The organism is Erwinia sp. JUb26, assembly GCF_003751505.1.
Taxonomy (GTDB): Bacteria; Pseudomonadota; Gammaproteobacteria; order Enterobacterales; family Enterobacteriaceae; genus Erwinia.
Window position 1 is genome coordinate 361007 of record NZ_RJVB01000004.1, and the last position, 21045, is coordinate 382051.

Below are 21045 nucleotides of genomic sequence, written 5' to 3' on the forward strand. Positions count from 1 at the left end.
CCCTCAAACCCTCAAACCCTCAAACCCTCAAACCCTCAAACCCTCAAACCCTCAAACCCTCAAACCCTCAAACCCTCAAACCCTCAAACCCTCAAAGAACAAAGTTCGGGTATCAGATATCAGGCATAAGGTTTTAAATATTGAGCATTGAGCATTGAGCATTGAGCATTGAGCAGTAGGCAGTAGGCAGTAGGCAGTAGGCAGTAGGCAGTAGGCAGTAAGTATTGTGCGCAGATTTAACTATGAGTTCTATCGCGCACAAATCACGATAATTGCCTGATTGCCTGATTGCCTGATTGCCTGATTGCCTGATTGCCTGATTGCCTGATTGCCTGATTGCCTGATTGCCTGATTGCCTGATTGCCTGAGCAAGTGAGAGAGTGAGCGTATAGCTCAGGTAAACGAGTGACTCGCATTACGCCATGCGATTATCTGAGCCCGCTCAGAACGCTTCCCTCGTTGATAAATGTACATCCTCGCAAGCTCCGAAGTAAGGAGATGTTGGCGTAAAAAAAAGAATAGCGTACGTATAAAAATGAGCGGGCCGACAGAAAATACTGAAGAGCTAAAGAGCTAAAGAGCTAAAGAGCTAAAGAGCTAAAGAGCTAAAGAGCTAAAGAGCTAAAGAGCTAAAGAGCTAAAGAGCTAAAGAGCTGAAGAGTCGGAGGATTGGTGAGTCTGAAAGATAACGAGATAAAGATTAGCGATCGTGGGGAAGATGTTATGCCGCGGAAAGAAGATAAATAAGAGAACCTGAAGTGGGTCAAACCAACCGGAACTGCCTCCTGCCTGAGAGGTTGTCGTGGCTAAGCAGGGGGCAATATCCGGCTGGCTTTTAAGGGTTGAGAGCGCACAGCTCGTTCCAGTAGCTAAAGCGAATACGGCGCTTCAGTTCCCGGCTGAGGTTAAACAGATTCACGATTCCTCCTCTGTTGATTAGCGTTTAGCACTATCGCGACGCGGTCTGACAACCACGTCGGCAATCTGAGTATCCTCCGAGGCATTCACTACCAGACGTACCGCCGCGGCAACGGATTCCGGCGTGCTGTAGGCCCGGGGATCGATGGCGGCAAAATCACCGGCGCGTTCGCGGCTTTTGCGGTTCATCGGCGTGTCGGTTGGGCCAGGTGACACTGTCGCGACGCGCACGCCGTTTTCGCTTTCTTCGGTACGCAGGGCATGGGCCAGGGCATTCAGTGCAAACTTGCTGGCTGAGTACACCGCGTGCCCGGCGAGCGCCAGCGTGCCGGAGCCTGAATTGATAAACACCACCTGGCCCTGCTCTTTTCGCAGTAAAGGCAATGCCAGTCGAGTCAGTTCTGCGGGGGAAAAAAGATTAATCGCAAACTGCTTCTGCCACAGTTCTGGAGTGGCCTGTTCCACGCTCAGTCTTTCGGAAATTGCCGCTGAGTGGACCAGTACGGCAACAGCCGACAGGCGATCGATAAAGTTTTTCAGCGCCTGATTATCGAGAAGGTCCAGCTCTACCGATTCGATATGCTGGATTTGCTGTAGCTCAGCCAGCGCTTCAGCCGAGCGCCCGATAGCGTAAACCTGATGGTCGGTCGCCAGATCGCGTGCGATGGCCAGGCCGATACCGCTGGTGGCTCCGGTAACAATCGCCACCGGACGGGAAGATGCAGTCGTCATACTCACTCCTTGTCAGAAATGAGAGTGACGCTACCATCCGCCCCGGCTCAGGGCGAGAGACTTATTCTGCTTTGTATAGCCGCCATGCGGGAATGACAATGCCCGTTCATCGCGGGCTGAAACCGGCGACCAGCGTATCAATGGCCAGGCGCAAACGCTGGGGCATCGCAGCGGTTTTTAACCATACTGCAGAGACAGGCAGACCGGGAGCCTGCATCTGTGGAAGCAGTTCGATCAGTTCACCGTGACGGATATGCTCACCGACCAGCCACTGCGGCAGCTGGGCAATGCCGTATCCGTCCAGCACCGCAGTGTAAACCGCGCCGAGCGTACTGAACCGCAGGCCCTCTTCGGGTTGCCACCAGAATTGTTTTCTGTCGCTATCTTTCAGTACCCAAGACTGGGTGCGGCCCTGCTCCGGCAGCGTGATATGTCGGTGCGCGCCCAGTTCGCTGAGTGACGCCGGTGTGCCGGATGCTGCCAGATAACTCGGCGAGGCGCAAAGCTGCATATGCTGCACGCCGAGCTGGCGGGAAGTGAGATCGCTGTGATGCCCCGGGCTGCCGATGCGCACGGCCAGATCGATTCCCGACTCAGCAAGGTCAATACGTCGGGTGGAAAATTGCATATCCAGCGTCAAACCAGGCCAGCGGCGCGTGAGTGGCAGCAGCAGCGGCATCACCTGCTTCTCGCCAAACAGCGGCGGAGCGGCCACCCGCAGGCAGCCGGTCGGAACCGAGGCATGGGCGGTCAGTCTGTTTTCCGCCGCATCGAGGTCGGCAAGCACGCGCAGACAGTCCTGATAAAATTGCAGACCTTCGCTGGTTAAGGACAGCGTCCGGGTGGTGCGAAGAAAGAGTTTAACCTGCAACCGCGCTTCCAGTCGGGCTATCGCCTTGCCTACCGTTGAACGCGACTGGCCAAGCTGCTCGGCGGCCAGGCTGAAACCGCCCGCCTGTGCCGCCTGTACGAATGCCCGAATGCCGCTGAGTCTGTCGCCGGTGATCATCGTTACCTCTGGGTTATGGACGACATCAATTCGTCAGTATGACGAATTATCAGCGCAGATGAAGAAAAAAATACGCGATAACCTTGTGCTGACCGATTTCGTAACTCAGGAACGCAAGATGAATCTTTCGTTAAACAGCACCCCTCGACAGCAGATCGCATTGATCGCCGGGATATGCATTGCCAGCTTCGTCGGCTGTCTGGACTTCACCATTGTTAACACTGCCCTGCCGGCCATACAGCAGCATTTCCCAGCTGGGCTTGATGCCGTGCAGTGGGTGATGACGCTGTTTGTGATTGCGCTTTGCTGCTGTATGGTACTGGCCACCAGACTGGCCGATCGCTATGGAAAACGCGAAGTGCTGTACGGTGGCATGCTTCTGTTCACTCTGGCATCGCTGAGTGCCGGGCTGTCAGTCAGTCTGCCAATGCTGGTCGTCAGCCGGTTGATTCAGGGAGCCGGTTGCGCGGTACTGTACACCGCGACGGCGGCGATACTGGTTGAGTCTATAGCTGAATCACAGCGTGGGCGGGCGCTCGGCCTGCTGTTTGCCGCAAACGGATTGGGTCTGACCCTGGGGCCGGTCGCGGGCGGCGTACTGGTTGAACTACTGGGATGGCGCGCGGTATTTCTGATCAACGTTCCGCTGATGGCGTTCAGCTACTTTTGCTGCCGGGGAACAATCGCCGGGAAGCGCGACGAAGGGCATATCCGCGTCGACTATCCGGGATGGTTACTGCTGATCGGCGGGCTGGTTCCCCTTCTGCTGCTGTCGGTGTATCTCAGCGACTGGGGCGCATTCAGCCTGGCCTCTCTGCTGCTGCTGGCTATCTCACTGGCGTCGCTGCTGCTGTTTGTCCGCTATGAACGCCGGACTGCCAGCCCGCTCATCCAGCTGAGTGTTCTCAGTAATCGATTGTTTCGCCGCGCCTGCGGGCTTTCCATTCTGCTGGCGGTGTTCTACTGCTCTGCCTTTCTACTTATGCCGTTTAAGCTGCTGGAATTGTATTCGCTGAATGCGGCCCAGCTGGGTGTGATGCTGCTGCCGGTGACGCTGGTGATGGCACTGGTCTCACCGCTGACGGGAAAGTTCAGCGATCGGTACGGTCCCTGGCCGGTGCTGGCGGTGGGGTTTGTGATGCTGGCATTGTCGGGGATTCTGCAAAGTCGATTCTCCGCACCGCCCTCGCTGCCGCTGACCATTGTGGCCTTTGTGCTGATGGGCGCAGGCTGGGGCGCAATCCTCGGGCCTTCCGTTGCTGCCGCACTGGCTTCACTGCCTGAAACATTGCACGGTCAGGGGATCGGGATTTCGTGGACGCTGCACAATCTCGGCGGGGCGCTGGGTTTAACGGTCGCCACGCAAATCTATCAGCGGCTGGGAACGGAAACAGGTTACAGCTGGGTCATGGTTATTTTGGCGCTGCTGTCACTACTGGGGGCGGGGCTGGCATTTGTTTCCTGGCGCAGCACCCGCCGGAAACTGGCTGATGCTGCCACCGGTGCTGAGTAGGAACTCAGCCCGAAATTGTTTTCGCCGCAAAGCGCTTGCGTAATTTTTGCAGCTTAGGGGGGATCACGGCCAGGCAGTAACGGTTTTCCTGGCCTTCACCGGCCCAGTAGTCCTGATGGTAATCTTCTGCCGGATACCAGGTGGCATCGTCTTCAATCGTGGTAACGATGGGATCGCTGTGATCGGCCTGCGCACGAACGATTGCCGCGCGGGCTTCCTCTTCCTGAGCCGGGTTCGCCGGGAAGATGGCAGAACGATACTGCGTGCCGATATCGTTACCCTGACGGTTCAGCTGCGTCGGATCGTGAGTGGCAAAGCTGATATCCAGCAGATCGCCATAGCCGATCTTCTGCGGGTCAAAACCAATACGAATGGCTTCGGCATGGCCGGTATCGCCGTTGCAAACCTGGCGGTAGGTTGGGTCGACCGTATGCCCACCAATGTAGCCACTCTGGATGGACTCAACGCCCGCGATCTGTTTAAACACGGCTTCGGTACACCAGAAACAGCCGCCTGCGATGGTTGCGTATTCAGTTGACATTATTTTACTCCTTCAGGGAAAACCCCGTTTATCAGCCTTTCTATATAAGAGCAGCCAGGGTCATTTACAAGTCCGGAGACACGCTTTTTTCGCTCAGCCTCGCCGACTGGGGGAATATCTCCAGCTGCAGATGCAGTGCCTGACAGGCGCGCAGCAGGGTATCGATATGGCATACCCCGGTTTTTTCCAGCCGGGAAATCGCCGACTGGGTAGTGCCACAGATCTCGGCCAGATGCTGCTGGTTGATGCCCTGCGCACTGCGAACACTGCGGATAACAATGCCAAAGTCGGCTGGCGTTCTGACTTTCATTCGCGCTCATCCTGCTGTGGGTGAGAACACATTATAGCAGTGATGCGATAAAGCGAATTTATAGCAGTACCGCTATATAGAATGAATAAACGTGAAAAGATAGCCATTACGGGCTTTCTGCTTAGTTCATTTAGGAATGGGTTATAACGGTTGGTTATTGGCTGCGGTGCGATGAAGCAAAGAAAATGGAGCTAATTTATAACATATTGATTTATGTCAATACAGTGTTAAAAAAGGTGTATTTTGAATAACTCACTGACCGCACTGCTGGCCGAAACGCTTCTTTCCCGCCATCCCGGTGACGCGGAGCGGCAAAACGCCCGTGAAGGCGCGAAGGATTATTTTGCCTGCCTGTTCCCGGTACTGTACGGCAGCGTGGTCGACAGCGGACTGGAGCCGGTTATCCGGGTCTTCCCCGCGCTGCATTCAAAGGAAAACCTGGCGCTGCAGCTGGGCTACATCAGCCACGCGCTGGACTTCGACGACTATCATCCTGCCTTTCGCGGCCATCCGACCACGGTCGTGCTGTCAACGCTGCTGGCGCTGAGTAAGGCCTCGCCGACGGTGAGCATTGATGCCTTCCTGGATGCCTATGTGGTGGGCGTGGAGCTGGCGGGCAGGCTGGGTAAAGCCATCGGCACCCGCCACTACAGCGCCGGTTTCCACAGCACGGCCACCCTCGGCACGATTGCCGCCGCCGGTGCCGCCTGCCGTCTGCTGAATCTCAGCGCACACACCACACAGGTAGCCCTCGGGCTGGCCGCAACCCAGGCCTCCGGTCTGCGCAGTCAGTTTGGCTCGGCGGCGAAACCGCTGCACGCCGGGCTGTCGGCGCGCAGCGCGGTGAACAGCGTGCAGCTGGCACAGGCCGGTTTTGGCGGTCAGCCGGATGGCGTGCTGGAAAGCTTCCTGCAGATCCTCGGCTTTGATGCCGCGCAGCCGGAACAGCTGCTGGCGGGCTGGGGCAGCCCGTGGCGCATTATCGCGCCGGGCCTGGAATTTAAACGCTACCCGACCTGCGGCGGTACGCACAGCGCCGCCGAGGCCGCCTTTGTGCTGCGGCAGCAGCTGGAGGAAAGAGGGCAGGGCGGCATTGCTCAGGCCATCGACCGTATTGAGGTCAGCTTCCCCCCGGGTGCCGATACCGCGCCGAATATCATTGCGCCGAAGAACGGCGTGGAAGCGCGCTTCAGCCTGGAATACGTCATCGCCGATGCGCTGATCAACGGATCGGTGGCGCTGGAAAACTACACTGAAGCGCCGGTAAAGGCCGATATCGCCGAACTGGCCGCGCGGGTCAGCCGCCATCCGGACCCGACGGCCCCGGCCGATGAGCTGGATCCCGATCGCCGTTTCCATCACGTGACGCTGTTCCTGCACGATGGCAGCCAGCTCAGCCACCGCGTCACCCGGCAGGAAACCGCCGCCGCCTTTACCGACGTGGAAGCAAAACTTCGCAACAGTCTCAGCGCGCTGCCTGCGCTTCTGGCGCAGGGCGTGTTTAACGATGCACAGCTTGGCAGCGACGCTGCGCTGCATCGTCTCATTTCATTGCTCAGCAAATAACGAATAAGGGTTTCTCATGACCATAGATAAATCACCGGCTCGTCAGCTGCGCCTCGGCCTGTTTGTGCAGGCGCTCGGCCATCATGTCGGTGGCTGGCGCGCAGAAGGCGCTCAAGGTTCACCGACCGACGTCGACTGGTTCACCTGGATCGCCAAAAAGGGCGAAGAGGGCCGTTTTGACATGTTCTTCGTCGGCGATGCGCTGGCCACCAGCGTTCACCGTCTGCCGTCCACCATGTCGCGCCTGGAGCCGCTGACGCTGCTTTCCGCCCTGGCTGTGCAGACAAGGCACATCGGCCTGGCGGCGACCGCCTCCACCACCTTTGATGAGCCGTTCCACCTCGCACGTGCGCTCTCCTCCGTCGACCATATCAGTCGCGGACGCGGGGCGTGGAACGTGGTGACGTCGTTCTCTACCGATGCGGCACGCAACTTCAGCCGTACCGATCTGCCTTCGCACGCCGAGCGTTACGACATCGCCCGCGAATTCCTTGATGTCACCTTCAAGCTGTGGAACGGCTGGGAAGAGGGGGCCATCGTGCGTGAGAAGGCGTCCGGCCGCTACTCCGATGAAGCGAAAATTCATGCCGCGAACCACAAAGGCAAATACTTCCAGGTGCAGGGGCCGCTGAACATCGCCCGTTCACCGCAGGGCCGTCCGGTGATCATTGAAGCCGGTTCGTCCCCTGCCGGTCAGAAGCTGGCGGCGGAAACCGCCGAAGTGGTGTTTACCGCGGCGGCATCGCTGGAAGAGGGCCAGGCCTTCTACCGCAGCCAGAAACAGTTCGTGCGTGAAGCAGGTCGTCACCCGGACCACCTGCTGATCCTGCCGGGCGTGATGCCGATTGTGGGCCGGACCCGCGAGGAAGCGCAGGAAACCTGGAACCAGCTGAACGAACTGGTGGATATCGATAACGGTATCGAACAGCTGTCGGCCCGTTTCGGCGTGGATATGACCGCTTATCCGCTGGATGGCCCGGTGCCGGAAATTGGCGGCACCGAAGGCGGACAGAGCCGCGTTAAGCTGCTGACCGAACTTGCCGCACGTGAAAACCTGACCCTGCGCCAGCTGGCTGCCGTGGCGGCCGGTTCGCGCGGCCACCGCGTGATTGTCGGTACCGCATCTGATATCGCTGATGACTTCCAGCAGTGGCTGGAGCAGGAAGGGGCCGACGGCTTCAACATCATGCCTGCCGTTCTGCCAAACCAGCTGGAGCTGTTTGTGGAGCTGGTGGTGCCAGAGTTACAGCGCCGCGGCCTGTTCCGTACCGAATACCAGTTCAACACCCTGCGTGAAAACCTCGGCCTGCCGTCGCCGGAAGAAAATTTTGCTGCCGTGCCCGCACTGGCGACTGAGAAGGAATAAACCATGAAAAAAACAGTACTGACCGCCGCCGTTCTGAGCCTGTTCCCGCTGACCTCTGCGCTGGCAGCAGACCAGGACGTGGCCTACAGCAGCAGCGTCAAGCCGAAAGCGGATGCTGCCCTGCACGCCACGCTGCCCGCCGACATTCTGAAAAAAGGTTTTATCGTGGCGGGCACCAACCCGAATACGCCGCCAACCACCTTCTATCAGGCGGATAACAAAACCCTGGCCGGGCGCGAAATCGACATCGTCAGCGCGGTGGCCGACCGTCTGGGCGTCGCGGTTCACTGGCGCGATACCGGGGGTTTTGACAATATCATTCCCGGCCTGAAATCCGGGCGTTACGATCTTGCCGCGTCCAATATCGACGCCAATAAAAAACGCCTGCAACAGGTCGATTTCGTCGGCTATTACAACGCCTCCAAGCTGGCGCTGATCTCGCGTAAGGACGCTGAACTGGGGCCGTTTAATACCTTCCCTGAGCTGTGCGGTAAGACCGTCGGTGCCGGGGCGGGCACTTCGCAGGTGACGCGCCTGCAGCAGGCCAGCGACGCCTGTAAAGCCGACGGTAAGCCGGAAATCACCATCCCGATCTTCCCGGATCGCCCGGCGGGCGTGCAGGCGGTGATCAGCGGCCGCGTGCCGATGTTCTTCGGCCCGTATGAAGGCCTGCGTTATCAGGCAAGCCACGTGAAAGCGCTGGCGCTGGCGGGCGAGATCACCATTGAAGACACCATCGTGTCGATTGCCCTGCCAAAAGAATCGCCGCTGGAAAAACCGGTGCAGGCTGCACTGAACTCGCTGATCGCCGACGGCACCTATCAGCAGATCCTCGATAAGTGGGAAATCGGTTTTGGCGCGGTGAAAAGCGCCGGTCTGAATGAAGAGATTGCCAAATGAGTCTGCGGCCTGACGAAGACGGCGCAGGCCTGCGGATAGTCGGGCATCGTCACTACGGGCGCTGGTTCAGCGCCCTGATCGTACTGCTGCTGGTGGCGCTGATGGGATCGTCGGTGGTCAGTAATCCCCGCTTCGAGTGGGACGTAGTGGCGGAAAACCTGACGGAAGCGTCGATTATCAGCGGCGTGCTGATGACCATCAAGCTGACGGTGATCTCGGTGCTGTTTGGTTTTGCGGGCGGCACGATTCTGGCGCTGATGCGCCTCTCTGCCAACCCGGTACTGGCGTGGGTGAGCTGGGTGTATACCTGGTTTTTCCGCGCGGTGCCGATGCTGGTACAGCTGTTCCTGTGGTACAACATCGCCGCGCTCTATCCGAAGCTGTCGCTCTCGCTACCGTTTGTCGGTGAGGTGTGGACGGCAACGACGAACGAAATTATCAGCCCGTTCAGCGCGGCGGTGATTGCGCTGGTGATGCACCAGTCGGCCTACGCGGCGGAGATCATCCGTGCCGGCATTCAGAGCGTGAATCCGGGGCAGCTGGAAGCAGCAAAAGCGCTGGGCTATCGTCCGGGGCAGATTTTCCGCCAGACGGTGCTGCCGCAGGCGATGCGTACCATTCTGCCGCCCGCCGGTAATGAAGTGATCGGTCAGCTGAAAACCACCGCCGTGGTGTCGGTGATTGCCCTGCAGGACGTGCTCTACTCGGCGCAGATTATCTATCAGCGCACCTATGAGGTGATCCCGCTGCTGCTGGTGGCGACGGGGTGGTATCTGCTGATGACCTCGGTGCTGTCCGTCGGTCAGTACTATGTGGAAGCCTGGTTTAGCCGTGGCAACGCGCCGGTGAAACGCAGCTGGTTCCGCCGTGCGGCCAGTGTTGAGGAGCATCAGTCATGAGTGAACCGATCAGACTGCGCGGCATCCGCAAACAGTTTTCCGGCAGGACGGTGCTGCACGATATCAATCTGGATATCGCCGCAGGTTCGGTGACGGTGATCCTCGGGCCGTCCGGCTCGGGGAAATCGACGCTGCTGCGCTGCATCAATCATCTGGAAAAACTCGATGCCGGCACCATCCACGTCGGCGAGGCGCTGGTCGGCTACCGCCGTAAAGGCCAGCATCTGGTTGAGCTGGCGGAGCATCAGGTGGCCCTGCAGCGTCAGAGCATCGGCATGGTGTTTCAGCAGTTCAACCTGTTCCCGCACCGTACCGTGCTGCAGAACGTGATGGACGCACCGCTGCGTATCCGCAAGGAGAAGCGCCAGGTGGTGGAAGCGCGTGCGCTGAAGCTGCTCGATCAGGTGGGCCTGGCGCATCGCGTCAGCGCCTGGCCGCGTGAGCTGTCCGGCGGCCAGCAGCAGCGCGTGGCGATTGCCCGCGCGCTGGCGATGGAGCCGGGCGTGATGCTGTTTGATGAACCGACCTCGGCGCTGGATCCGGAGCTGGTCGGGGAAGTGCTGCAGGTGATGAAGCAGCTGGCGCATTCGGGGATTACCATGGTCGTGGTAACCCACGAGATCGGCTTTGCCCGCGAAGTGGCGGACAATATCATGTTTATGGATAACGGTGCGATAGTGGAAAGCGGTGATGCGCGTACGCTGCTGGACAGTCCACAGCATCCGCGCCTGCGTGAGTTCCTGGCCAGCGTGCTGTAATGATTCCGCCCGACAGGGCAGGGGAGGGCGGAACCGTCATCGATACTGATGCGGTTCCGCAACCCACAGGCGTTACAGCAGTTCGTAATCGTTAAACTCCAGCGGCGTTTCGCCGCCGTTGGTGAGTTCCACCTGGCCCGCCTCGGTGAAGAAAGCATCACCGCGATGTACCCAGATCTCCTTCACGCGGTTCGGTTTACCCGGCTCAGCCAGCAGTAAACGCCCTTCGGTAAAGAACACTCTCACGCCCGGCCCGCGCTGTTCGTACGCCGATGCCACTTCCCCCGGCTGCAGCCGGACCTTCCAGCCCTTCACCGTTTTTTCATCCAGTACCGGATGGAACAGCGGACTGGCCGGACGCGTAGCCCCGCCAAAGTTCTGCGGGCCGTTCTGTTTAATCTCAAATGACACCTGATGATTGAGGGTGTTGTCGGTATTGCTGACCTTATCCTCATCCGACTTGCCCTGATGCGGACCGAACTTCACGTCGCCGGTCTTCATCCAGTGGTCTTTGGCCGGATGATCCGGATACGAGATATGCACCATGCTGCCGCTGACGTGGGTGTTCACGTAGTCCAGATGCTGTTCGTGAAACTCGGTGGACTGGCCCGGGCGGATCATCACCCGCATCACGGTGACGTACTGGTTTTCCATAATCACGTGATGCAGCGGTTCCAGATCGGTGGCGATGGCTTTTTCCGCCGCGGAGGCGGCCGGAATGGCACTCAGAACCAGACCGCCGACAAACAGCGCCTCAATCAGGGTTTTCATTTTAAACGTCATCATAACTCCTTACAGGGGGTAATAAGACCCGATGGCATCACTCAACCAGGGTAACCCAGTTAGCGCCTTTGCCGGTCGGGTAGCGGCCAAGCAGCGTCAGCGCGCCGGTGGACGGGGTGATGGCATACAGCGACAGCTGCTCCGATTTCTGCCCGGACTCAATCAGGAAACGGCCGCTGTTATCAATGGCAAAGCCGCGCGGCTGGGCTTCGGTTTTGATGCTTTGCAGCCGGGTGAGATGGCCATCAATGGCATCGACCGAGAACGAGGTCAGGGTACTGCTGGTGCGCTCGGTCGAATAAAGGAAGCGTCCATCCGGGGTCAGATGGATATCGGCCTGCCAGATGCGCGGCTTGTGCGACGGCGGCAGATCGTCATCGCCGGTCAGCGGCCGGGCTTCGCCGCGCTGCATATCCTCATCCGGTGAGATGGACGACACATCCTCGTGGGCCGTGGCGCGACCTGCGTCGTCCAGGGTGACGCGGGTGATATTGCCCGCCATCTCGTTCAGGATGTACATATTGCGCTGGCCCTGCCTGTCGCGCAGTGGGGCGATAACAAAGTGTCTCGGTCCGGTGGCCGCCTCGTGCTGGATATTAATAAACGGCGGATCGAGCGGCGTGACCTTCCCGGTTGCGCCGTCAAAGCGGTACTGCAACAGCTGGTCGGTGCCGAGCTGGGTGACGTACAGATGACGGTTTTCCGCATCCACCTGCACTGCATGGGCGCGCTTGCCGGTGTGCACTACCTGCACCGGCTTCTCCACCACGCTGCCCGCGCTGTCGATCGCGTTGATGCTGAACAGATCGCCGCCGAACGACGCGCTGAGCAGGTAGCGCCCCTGTCTGTCGGTAGACAGATAAGCCATGCTCTCCGGCAGCGGGGTCTCGCTGGCTTTCAGCAGCGTGCCGTCGGGCTGGATGCGGTAAGCCACCACGCGATAGGGTTTGCTGCGCACCGAGACGTACAGCATTTTCTTATCCGGCGAGACGACGGACGACATCGCTTTCTCCCCCGCGGGGAAGGTGCCTGTTGGTTCGAGCGCCGGTTTGGTTTTATCCAGCTTATAGCCGGTGACCGTGCCGCTCGCGGCGTTGGACACATACACCAGGCTCTGCGCCTGGGCGCTGGCTGCGGCGCAGGAGAAGGCCAACAGCATGGCTGCATACAAAGGTTTGTTCATCGGGGTTCCTTGCCAGTATTTGTAGGGTACAGCTCAGGAGTTACCAGCGGGTGCTGAACACCTCGCACAGCTCCGCGACCGCCGCCTGGCTCAATGGCTCTGGCTTGTCAGCGGACAGCAGCCACAGGCGGGCGGTCTCTTCCAGCTCTTCCAGCGCGGCGGTGGCGGTGGCCACGCTTTTACCCCAGATAACCGGTCCGAGGCGCTCCAGCATCACGCCGCGCACCTCCAGCGCCAGGCGAGCCACCTGCTCGGCGACGTCCGCTGCGCCAGGGCGCTGGTAGCGGATCAGCGGGATGCGGCCCACTTTCATCACCTGATAGGGGGTGATCGGCGGCAGAATACTCTGCGGTTGCCAGACGCCAGCCAGCGTCAGGCCCACCAGGTGAGTGGAATGGGTGTGAACCACCGCGCCCGCTTCGCCGTTGCGGTCATAAACCTGGCGATGCAGCTGCAGGGTTTTTGACGGTTTATCCCCGGAAACCCATTCACCGCTGGTGCTAACCTTGGCAATTTTTGCCGGGTCAAGGCGGCCGAGGCAGGCATCCGTGGGCGTAATCAGCCAGCCGTCGTCCAGGCGGGCGCTGATATTGCCGGCGGTACCGACGGTGTAGCCGCGCTGAAACAGGTTGGCACCGGCCCAGCAGATTTCTTCACGAAGTTGGTTTTCATTGCTCATGGTTATTCCCTGAAAATTTGATTAACGGTCGGTCGTCAGCGGTTTACCCAGCTGGGCGTCGGTTTTCAGAACCAGCGGTTCCACTTTCCCCATGATGAACAGGAAGTTGAATGCGCCGAACAGGCAGATACCACCGGCAACCAGCAGCGGGATCACAAAGGAGCCGTGGCTCAGCGTCAGCATCAGGCCGGTAAACGATGCGGTGACAATACCTGCCAGGTTTCCGGCGAAGTTCTGGATGCCGCCCAGCGTGCCCACATACCCGGAAGACGGTGCCACATCGGCCGGTAGCGTCCAGATATTGGCAGCGGTAAAGGCCAGACCGGCATAGGTCAGCGAGAACAGCACCAGGATCACCGTAATGCTGTCGGTGAAGGCGGCGAAGGCGATGACCGAGGAGAGCAGCATCCCGGCAATCAGGCAGGTTTTACGTGCGGTGGTCAGCGAGAAGCCCTTGCGGTACAGCCAGTCGGAACAGATGCCGCCGAGCAAACTACCCGGGATCCCCATCAGTGCCGGAATCGCGCCCAGCGTACCCAGCTCTTTCAGCGAGAAGCCGTGCGCGATGGTCAGATAGGTCGGGAACCAGGTCACGAAGAAGTAGGTGGCAAAGTTCATGCAGAAGAAGCCAATCATCATGCCCCACACGGTGCGGTAGCGGAACAGCGCTTTGATGCTGACTTTCTCGCTCTTATCCACGACGTGTACGCTGCGATCTTCCAGCAGGTTCTGGCGCTCCTGCTCGTTCAGCCCCTTCATATCCTCCGGCTCGCGGTAGAAGGCCAGCCAGATAACCATCCAGATCAGGCCAATCGCGCCGGTGACGATAAACGAGGTTTCCCAGTTCCAGGTGCTGATCAGCCAGGCCACCAGCGGCAGGGCGATGGCACTACCGGCTCGCGGGCCTGCATCAAAGATACCGCTGGCGGTGGCGCGTTCTTTCTTGGCAAACCAGGAGTACACCACTTTCGCACAGCCCGGGTAGCCGCCGGACTCACCCACGCCCAGCAGCAGACGCGCACCAAACAGCGAGCCGAAGCCGCGGCCGAAGGCGGTAATCACGGTGAACATTGACCACCAGCCGACGGCGATAGCCAGCCCGGCGCGGGCGCCCATACGGTCAATCAGACGCCCGGCTGGGATCTGCATCAGGGCATAGGTCCAGAAGAAGGCACCGAGGATCAGGCCCATACTGGTATCATCCAGCCCGAGATCGGCTTTGATGTGTGGTGCGGCGATGGCCAGGTTAATGCGGTCTATGTAGTTGATGGCGATAGCAAAAAAGCAAAATGTTATCATCAGCCAACGGATCTTTGGGTATCTACGCATGGTGAATTCCTTTATTATCTTGATGTTATTTAACCTGGCGTGCGCACGCGGGTAAGTCGTTTTTTACAGATTAATTGTTATCGTCTGGTGATAAAATCCCGGCATCTGATAACATGTTGTTAAAAGTAAGCGATTACAAAATACAGTCAAGCCAAAAGTAAGCGCTTTCAAAATGAATCGTCAGTTGTCTGCAAATTTTGTGGACGAGGTCACTAATTTCAGTCTGGAGTTCCAACATGTCCGATAAGTCCCTTCTGCCTGGCCGCGTGTCGCTGGAAGATGTCGCAAAGCGATCCGGCGTATCGACCGCAACCGTCTCCCGCGTGCTGAACGGCAGCACCACGGTCAAAGCGGCACGGCGTGAGGCGGTAGAACGCGCCTGCGAGGAACTGGGATATGTGATTAACCGGGCGGCGCGCACCCTGGCCTCACGCCGCAGCATGACCATCGGTGCCGTGGTGCCGACGCTGGCGACGGAAACCTTCTCGCGCCCGCTGGCCACCTTTCAGCAGAAAATTCACCAGTCGGGCTACACGCTGCTGCTGGCCAACTCTGATTTCGACCCGGATACCGAGCTGAAAGAGGTCAACAAGCTGGTGGAGTACGGCATTGACGCGCTGATGCTGGTGGGTAACTCACACCATCCCCGCCTGTGGGAGCGAATTGAGCAGCAGAATATCCCCTGTATCCAGACTTTCTCGGTGGATCAACGCTACCCCAGCGTGGGCTACGATAACGAACAGGCGGCGGGGGAGCTGACGGCGCACCTGCTGAGTCTGGGACATAAATGTTTTGCGGTGATTGTCGGTACGCCGCCGTCGAACGACCGCGTTTCCGATCGTATTACCGGAACAAGGCTGGCGCTGGCAAAGGCCGGGCTGGAGCTGGCGGAGGAAAATCTGATTAACAGCGCCTTCACCATGAACGATGCGCGGCAGGCGATGTTCCGCCTGCTGGACGGCCCGACGCCGCCGACGGCGGTGATCTGCGGGAATGACCTGCTGGCTTTCGGCGCGATGCGCGGGGCGGCGGAGCGCTATCTGCGCATTCCGAACGATATTTCGATCACCGGATTTAACGACTATGAGTATTCAGAGCATCTGGAGCACCCGCTGACCACCATGCGCGTGGAGCTGGACCGCATCGGCGAGCATGCGGCCGACTATCTGCTGGCCGCGCTGAACGGCGAAGAGGCCCCGCGCCAGACGCTGCTGAAGCCGGAACTGATCGTCCGCAGCAGCACCGGCTCGGCCCCGCGCCAGCCGCGCTGAGCTACTCCCGCCAGCTTAACCCCGAGGCCTCGAAGATACCGCGGGCCTCGGCGGAGCGCAGAAAGGCCAGCAGCCGCGCGGCGTCTTCAGGGCGCTCAGCGTCACTGAATACCCCGGCGGAGAACGACAGCGTTTTCTCTGCTCCGGGCGGCAGCGGGCCGATAATCGCGATCCCCTCCACGGTCAGCAGCTCGCTGATCTGCTGCACGGCGATATCCGCCTTGCCCTCCACCAGCAGCCGGGCGGTAAAGCCCTCCGGAATGGTGGTGGCGCGCCGGTTAACCTCGTCGGCAATGCCCAAATTCTCCAGCAGCTGCCGGAAGTAGATGCCGCTGGCCCCGGCCAGCGAGTAGCCGACGGAGCGCGCATTCAGCAGCGCCGCTTTCAGCGCGGCCACGCTACTGATATCCGGCTTTGGCGCGCCGGGCAGGGCTGCGAGGCCAATCTGCGAATCCACCAGCTCGATACGGCTTGCTGCAGGTACCTCACCAGCGGCTATCAGCCTGTCCAGTGCCTCGACGGTGACAATCACCGCATCGACACGCTGCCCGGCGGCGATGTTTTTCTCAATCACCACCGTCGGTCCCCAGGTAATATCCAGCGTAATATGCGGATAGCGCTGCTGCCACAGTGGCAGCAGGCGATCGACGGCGGCGCGGATGGCCAGTACGCTAAATACGCGCAGCGTTGTTTTCTCTGTCATGGTCTGACTCCTGGTTATCACAGTGTGCGCAGGTAGGTGTCGTCCAGCTCGCCCGGAGTACGAACGCCCAGCAGCGCCAGATCGCGATCGATTTCATCGCGCAGGATGCCCATCGCATGCTCCACGCCTGCCTGGCCGGCAACCACCGTCGCGTAAAGGAACGGGCGACCGAGGAACACAAAGTCAGCACCCAGCGCCATTGCCTTCATTACGTCGGTACCGCGCCGGATGCCGCTGTCGATAATCACCTTCATATCGCCTTTCGCCGCCGCAATCTCCGCCAGCGTAAACAGCGGCGGAATAGTGTGGTCCAGCTGGCGCCCGCCGTGGTTGGAAAGAATCACCGCATCGGCGCCGAGATCGCGGGCGATAAACGCATCCTGCGGCGACATCAGCCCCTTAATCACCAGGTTACCGCGCCATTTTTTGCGGATGGCTTCGACGTTTTTCCAGCACAGTTTGTCGCGGGCGTTGGTGTTGCGCACCTTGCTGGACATCATCGGCGGGCCGCGTTCGGCATCGGTATTTTCAAAATGCGGCGCGCCGTGACGCAGGAAGGTCTGTGCCACGGTGCCCAGCAGCCAGCGCGGGTTCATCGCACTTTCAAAGGCCACCTTCGGCGTGATTTTGATCGGCATACTGAAGCCGCTGCGAGTATTGTGTTCGCGGTTGCCGAGCATTGGCGTATCGCCGGTGACGACCAGCGTCTGATACCCGGCGGCCTCCACGCGGTCCACCAGCCGGTCAATGCGCGGCTGATCTCCCGCCAGATAGGCCTGGAACCAGGCATCCGGGTTGGCGGCGTGAACGTCTTCCAGCTTTACCAGTGAAGAGGCGCTGAGGATCATCGGCACGTTCATGCTGCGTGCGGCGCGGGCCAGGGCGATATCGGCCTGATAGGCCACGAAGGACGCGCCGCCCAGTGGTGCCACGCCGAACGGGTGCTGATAGCGGTGGCCAAACAGATTCACCGACTGATCGCGGCCGGAAACGTCGCGGAACATGCGGGGAATAAATTTATAGCGCTGATAGGCGTCGAAATTTCCGGCAATGCCCTGGCCGGTTTCCACACCGCCGGCCACGTACTGATAAATCATATTCGGCAGACGTCGGCGTGCGTGGCGCTCAAAGTCATCCAGCGCCAGCAGATCGCGAAACTGGCGCGGCAGCTTTTTTGCCACGGGCGAGCTGACCGCCGCGCTTTCGGATGCCGCAGTGGTCGGTAAAGAAGAGGTGTTCGCAGGCGTTGTCATAGGGCGTTCTCACTGTCCATATTTAGCGTTGTTGCCGGCTCAGGCGGCAGAGCAACGTGGTGCGTTATGCGTTAATTTTTGTAAGCGCTTTCAATTTTGATGTCTTGTTCATAAAATTTCAACACCGCACCGGTGATACCAACCTGTTTTTATGTGATCGACATCACTTTACAGAAACAATTGTAAGCCCTTACATTATTAGCATGACCCGACCGACAGGAATCTGACATGACATCGCGAATTGTTTTACTGCATGCCACCCCGGTGGCCATGGAGCCGATCCACACCGCCTTTGCCGAAATCTGGCCGCAGGCGGAAACCATCAACCTGCTGGATGACGGCCTGTCCATTGACCGCGCCCGCAGCGCGGAACTCACCGAAGCGATGATCGCCCGCTTTGTTCGCCTGGGCGAGTACGCAGCAGATATGCAGGCTGACGGTATTCTGATCACCTGTTCGGCATTTGGCCCGGCGATTGACCGGCTGGCGGAAAAACTGGCCATTCCGGTTCTGCGGCCCAACGAGGCGATGTTCCGCCAGGCTATTGCTCAGGGTAGCCATATCGGCATGCTGGCCACCTTTGGCCCGGCGGTGGAAACCATGACCGCAGAATTTGACGAGTACGTAGCGCGCACCGGATCGAGCGCGCGGCTGACCACCGTGCTGGTACCGGAGGCTATTGACCTGCTGAAAAAAGGCGACGCGCAGAGCCACAATCGGCTGGTCGCAGAGCGGGCGGGTGAGCTGGCGCACTGCGATGTGATTATGCTGGCGCACTTTTCGACGTCACGCGCCGCCGCCGCCGTTCGCGGGAAGGTGACCATTCCGGTGCTAACCGCGCCACACGCCGCTGTCAGCCTGATGAAAACCAGCGTAACCGGCACAGAGAAGGAGTAAATGATGCTGATTGGAGTGATTGCCGATGATTTCACCGGCGCCAGTGATATTGCCGTCACGCTGTCAAAAGGGCTGGAAGGTGAGGGCGGGCTGCGTACTACCCAGTACCTCGGCGTGCCCTCCGGTGATGCGGATGCCACGGTCGAAGCGGGCGTTATCGCACTGAAAAGCCGCTCGCTGCCTGCGGATGAGGCGGTGGCCCAGTCGCTGGCTGCCTGCCGCTGGCTGCAGGAACAGGGTTGCCAGCAGATTATTTTTAAATACTGCTCCACCTTCGATTCCACCGATGAGGGCAATATCGGGCCGGTAACCGATGCCCTGGCGGCACACCTTGACGTGCAAAGCGTGGTGATGTGCCCGGCATTTCCGGCGATGGGGCGCACGCTGTACCAGGGGCATCTGTTTGTCCATGATAAGCCGCTAAACGAATCCGGCATGCAGCACCATCCGCTGACGCCGATGACCGATGCCGATCTGCGCCGGGTGCTGGCGCGCCAGTCGAAAAACCGCGTGGGGCATATTGCGTGGCAAACGGTCAGCGCGGGCAGCCGGGCGGTGCAGGAAGCCCTGGCGGCGCAGGCAGAAGAGGGCAGGGTGCTGGTGATTGTCGACGCCATCAGCAATGAGGATCTCACCACTATCGGGCATGCCTGCCGGGGAGCGGCGCTGGTGACCGGCGGTTCGGGCATTGCGCGCGCGCTGCCGCACAACTTTATTGCCGAAGGGCGGGCGCAGGGGCAGCGTGCCGGTGTGCCGCAGGTGAGCGGGGCGGAAGCGATCCTCGTCGGCAGCTGTTCCGGGGCCACGCGCGGGCAGATCGCCGAGCATGAAAAGCAGCATCCGGTGCTGATGATTGAGGTGAAAGAGGTGCTGAGCGGCGCAACGGGACCGCAGCAGCTGGTGGACTTTATTCAGGCGCATCAGGGCCAGGCGCCGCTGGTTTATTCTTCCGGCGATCCGGAAGCGGTGCGCCAGCTGCAACAGGAATACGGGCGTGAAAAAATCGCTGAAGCGCTGGATACGCTGTTTGGCCAAACGGCGCGGCAGCTGGTGGCCGAAGGCGTGCGGCGTCTGGTGGTGGGCGGCGGAGAAACGTCCGGGGCGGTGGTCAGCGCGCTGGATCTGGATGCCCTGACCATTGGCCAGGAGATCGATACCGGCGTTCCGGCGATGGTGTCCGGCGGCGAGCGGCCGATTGCGCTGGCCCTGAAATCAGGCAACTTTGGCGGGAAGGACTTTTTCGCCCGCGCGCTGAACATGCTGTGATACGACAGAGGCGGAGCGGCCACAGGGGTGCTCCGTTTCTGGTATATGTCTTTTTGTTATTAAATATTTATTTTAATTATTTTTAGGAATTATCACCGACTGATAGCGTAAATTTTCTACTAATAACATAATGAAAAGTGGGAAAATTTATGGCTTTCAAAATCAGTCGCGTGGCTGCTGTATTACTTGCCCTGGGAACCGTCACCAATGTGGTCGCAGCCGAGCAGGCGCTCTCTCTGCAGGGCAAAACCATCGGTATCGCCGTGGTCGGCACGCAGCATTTCTGGGATCGCGAGGCCTATAAAGGGGCCACGGAAGAGGTCGAAAAGCTGGGTGGCAAAGTGGTCGGCGTTGACGGCGGCCGCGATAACCAGGTGCATGCGGATAATCACGACATCCTGCGCGCGCGCAAGGTGGATGCGGTGATCAGCATCCTCGGCGACAGCTCGGTTGAGCCAAAATTCAAGGCGCTGCGCGACGCCAGTATTCCGGTATTTACCGTCGATCACGTCTCGCCGTACTCGGTGAATAACACCACCTCGGATAACTACAGCCTCGGCAGCACCATTGGCCGTTATACGGCGGATGCGCTGGGCGGGAAAGGCACCGTGGCGGTGTTTAACGCCTTCTCTAACTCGCTGCGCATCTGTGGTATCCGCTACGATCAGTGGAAATACGTCCTGCAGGACTACCCGGGCATTAAAATCCTGCAACCGGAACTGGCCGAGCAGTTTGCCAACTCCCCGGAAGATGCGCGCAAGAAAACCCTCGAACTGCTGAGCCAGCATCCGAAAGGCACGCTGGATGCGATCCACGTCGCCTGCTGGGATCAGCCGGCCATCGGTATCGTGCAGGCGCTGGAAGAGACCGGCCGCGACAAAGACGTCAAAGTCACCGCGATTGATGCCGGTCCGGACACGCTGGAAATCATGGCCGAAAAAGACAGCCCGTTCGTGGCTAACGTTGCTCAGCAGCCGCGCCTGATCGGCACCACCTCCGCCGATAACGTCGCCCGCTACTTCGGCGGTGCGAAGCTGCTGCCGCAGACCTTTGTGCCGGTGCTGCCGGTGCAGGGACCGGAAGAGGCGAAGGCGGTGTACAAACAGCTGGGCTACGGCGATCTGAAGGAGTAATCGCAGCGTGACTCAGTCTCTGCACAGGGCCGCCCC

Annotated in this window: 20 protein-coding genes; 10 read left to right on the top strand and 10 right to left on the bottom strand. The window is 59.6% G+C overall.

The window, feature by feature from the left end:
* Window positions 1–936 precede the first annotated feature (936 nt).
* The gene (locus tag EC836_RS13175; RefSeq protein ID WP_123333766.1) at window positions 937–1650 is read right to left on the bottom strand and encodes an SDR family oxidoreductase; all 714 of its coding nucleotides are present in this window, start codon (window positions 1648–1650) and stop codon (window positions 937–939) included.
* A gap of 106 nt (window positions 1651–1756) precedes the next feature.
* Window positions 1757–2659 (bottom strand): LysR family transcriptional regulator, encoded by a 903-nt coding sequence (locus EC836_RS13180; protein WP_123333768.1) that lies wholly within the window; start codon window positions 2657–2659, stop codon window positions 1757–1759.
* Between the two features lie 118 nt (window positions 2660–2777).
* Between EC836_RS13180 and EC836_RS13185 the strand changes: the two genes are divergently transcribed.
* Entirely contained in the window at window positions 2778–4172 is a 1395-nt protein-coding gene (locus tag EC836_RS13185; RefSeq protein WP_123333964.1) for an MFS transporter, read from the top strand.
* 4 nt (window positions 4173–4176) lie between these two features.
* Here the strand turns inward: EC836_RS13185 and msrA are convergent, their stop codons facing one another.
* A complete protein-coding gene (gene msrA / locus EC836_RS13190; protein ID WP_123333770.1) occupies window positions 4177–4713 on the bottom strand; it encodes a peptide-methionine (S)-S-oxide reductase MsrA in 537 nt (178 codons plus the stop codon).
* A gap of 64 nt (window positions 4714–4777) precedes the next feature.
* Window positions 4778–5023, bottom strand: a complete 246-nt coding sequence (locus EC836_RS13195; protein ID WP_123333771.1) for a helix-turn-helix domain-containing protein — start codon at window positions 5021–5023, stop codon at window positions 4778–4780.
* Between the two features lie 243 nt (window positions 5024–5266).
* On the opposite strand from EC836_RS13195, the gene EC836_RS13200 reads away from it, so the two are divergent.
* The 5 genes from EC836_RS13200 to EC836_RS13220 are packed head-to-tail and all read left to right on the top strand — an operon-like array spanning window position 5267 to window position 10512.
* Window positions 5267–6589: an MmgE/PrpD family protein gene (locus EC836_RS13200; RefSeq protein ID WP_123333772.1), complete on the top strand. Its 1323-nt coding sequence runs from the start codon at window positions 5267–5269 to the stop codon at window positions 6587–6589.
* Window positions 6590–6605: 16 nt separating this feature from the next.
* Window positions 6606–7955 (top strand): LLM class flavin-dependent oxidoreductase, encoded by a 1350-nt coding sequence (locus EC836_RS13205; RefSeq protein WP_123333773.1) that lies wholly within the window; start codon window positions 6606–6608, stop codon window positions 7953–7955.
* A gap of 3 nt (window positions 7956–7958) precedes the next feature.
* A complete protein-coding gene (locus tag EC836_RS13210) occupies window positions 7959–8855 on the top strand; it encodes an ABC transporter substrate-binding protein (RefSeq protein ID WP_123333774.1) in 897 nt (298 codons plus the stop codon).
* The gene (locus EC836_RS13215; RefSeq protein ID WP_123333775.1) at window positions 8852–9754 is read left to right on the top strand and encodes an amino acid ABC transporter permease; all 903 of its coding nucleotides are present in this window, start codon (window positions 8852–8854) and stop codon (window positions 9752–9754) included. The genes EC836_RS13210 and EC836_RS13215 overlap by 4 nt, the downstream gene beginning before the upstream one ends.
* The gene (locus EC836_RS13220) at window positions 9751–10512 is read left to right on the top strand and encodes an amino acid ABC transporter ATP-binding protein (RefSeq protein ID WP_123333776.1); all 762 of its coding nucleotides are present in this window, start codon (window positions 9751–9753) and stop codon (window positions 10510–10512) included. Before EC836_RS13215 ends, EC836_RS13220 begins: the two co-directional genes overlap by 4 nt.
* A gap of 72 nt (window positions 10513–10584) precedes the next feature.
* Here EC836_RS13220 and EC836_RS13225 read toward each other — a convergent pair whose 3' ends face one another.
* The 4 genes from EC836_RS13225 to EC836_RS13240 are packed head-to-tail and all read right to left on the bottom strand — an operon-like array spanning window position 10585 to window position 14486.
* On the bottom strand, window positions 10585–11298 hold the full coding sequence (locus EC836_RS13225; RefSeq protein ID WP_233599315.1) for a hypothetical protein: 714 nt from the start codon (window positions 11296–11298) through the stop codon (window positions 10585–10587).
* Window positions 11299–11332: 34 nt separating this feature from the next.
* Window positions 11333–12478, bottom strand: a complete 1146-nt coding sequence (locus EC836_RS13230) for a beta-propeller fold lactonase family protein (protein ID WP_123333777.1) — start codon at window positions 12476–12478, stop codon at window positions 11333–11335.
* Between the two features lie 40 nt (window positions 12479–12518).
* Window positions 12519–13157: an aldolase gene (locus tag EC836_RS13235; protein WP_123333778.1), complete on the bottom strand. Its 639-nt coding sequence runs from the start codon at window positions 13155–13157 to the stop codon at window positions 12519–12521.
* A gap of 21 nt (window positions 13158–13178) precedes the next feature.
* The gene (locus tag EC836_RS13240) at window positions 13179–14486 is read right to left on the bottom strand and encodes an MFS transporter (RefSeq protein WP_123333780.1); all 1308 of its coding nucleotides are present in this window, start codon (window positions 14484–14486) and stop codon (window positions 13179–13181) included.
* A 236-nt stretch (window positions 14487–14722) separates the two neighbouring features.
* Between EC836_RS13240 and EC836_RS13245 the strand changes: the two genes are divergently transcribed.
* Window positions 14723–15757 carry a LacI family DNA-binding transcriptional regulator gene (locus EC836_RS13245; RefSeq protein WP_123333782.1) on the top strand — a complete coding sequence of 345 codons (1035 nt, stop codon included), beginning with the start codon at window positions 14723–14725 and terminating at the stop codon, window positions 15755–15757.
* Window position 15758: 1 nt separating this feature from the next.
* Here EC836_RS13245 and EC836_RS13250 read toward each other — a convergent pair whose 3' ends face one another.
* Together EC836_RS13250 and EC836_RS13255 are read right to left on the bottom strand one after the other, a co-directional pair.
* Entirely contained in the window at window positions 15759–16460 is a 702-nt protein-coding gene (locus EC836_RS13250; protein WP_123333784.1) for a substrate-binding domain-containing protein, read from the bottom strand.
* Between the two features lie 17 nt (window positions 16461–16477).
* Window positions 16478–17713 carry an alpha-hydroxy acid oxidase gene (locus tag EC836_RS13255; RefSeq protein ID WP_123333786.1) on the bottom strand — a complete coding sequence of 412 codons (1236 nt, stop codon included), beginning with the start codon at window positions 17711–17713 and terminating at the stop codon, window positions 16478–16480.
* Between the two features lie 228 nt (window positions 17714–17941).
* Here EC836_RS13255 and EC836_RS13260 point away from each other — a divergent pair, with 228 nt between their 5' ends.
* From EC836_RS13260 to EC836_RS13270, 3 genes are all read left to right on the top strand, one after another.
* Window positions 17942–18610, top strand: a complete 669-nt coding sequence (locus tag EC836_RS13260) for an aspartate/glutamate racemase family protein (RefSeq protein ID WP_123333787.1) — start codon at window positions 17942–17944, stop codon at window positions 18608–18610.
* A complete protein-coding gene (gene otnK, locus EC836_RS13265; protein ID WP_370347702.1) occupies window positions 18611–19876 on the top strand; it encodes a 3-oxo-tetronate kinase in 1266 nt (421 codons plus the stop codon).
* Window positions 19877–20025: 149 nt separating this feature from the next.
* Entirely contained in the window at window positions 20026–21009 is a 984-nt protein-coding gene (locus EC836_RS13270; protein ID WP_123333789.1) for a sugar ABC transporter substrate-binding protein, read from the top strand.
* Window positions 21010–21045 lie beyond the last annotated feature (36 nt).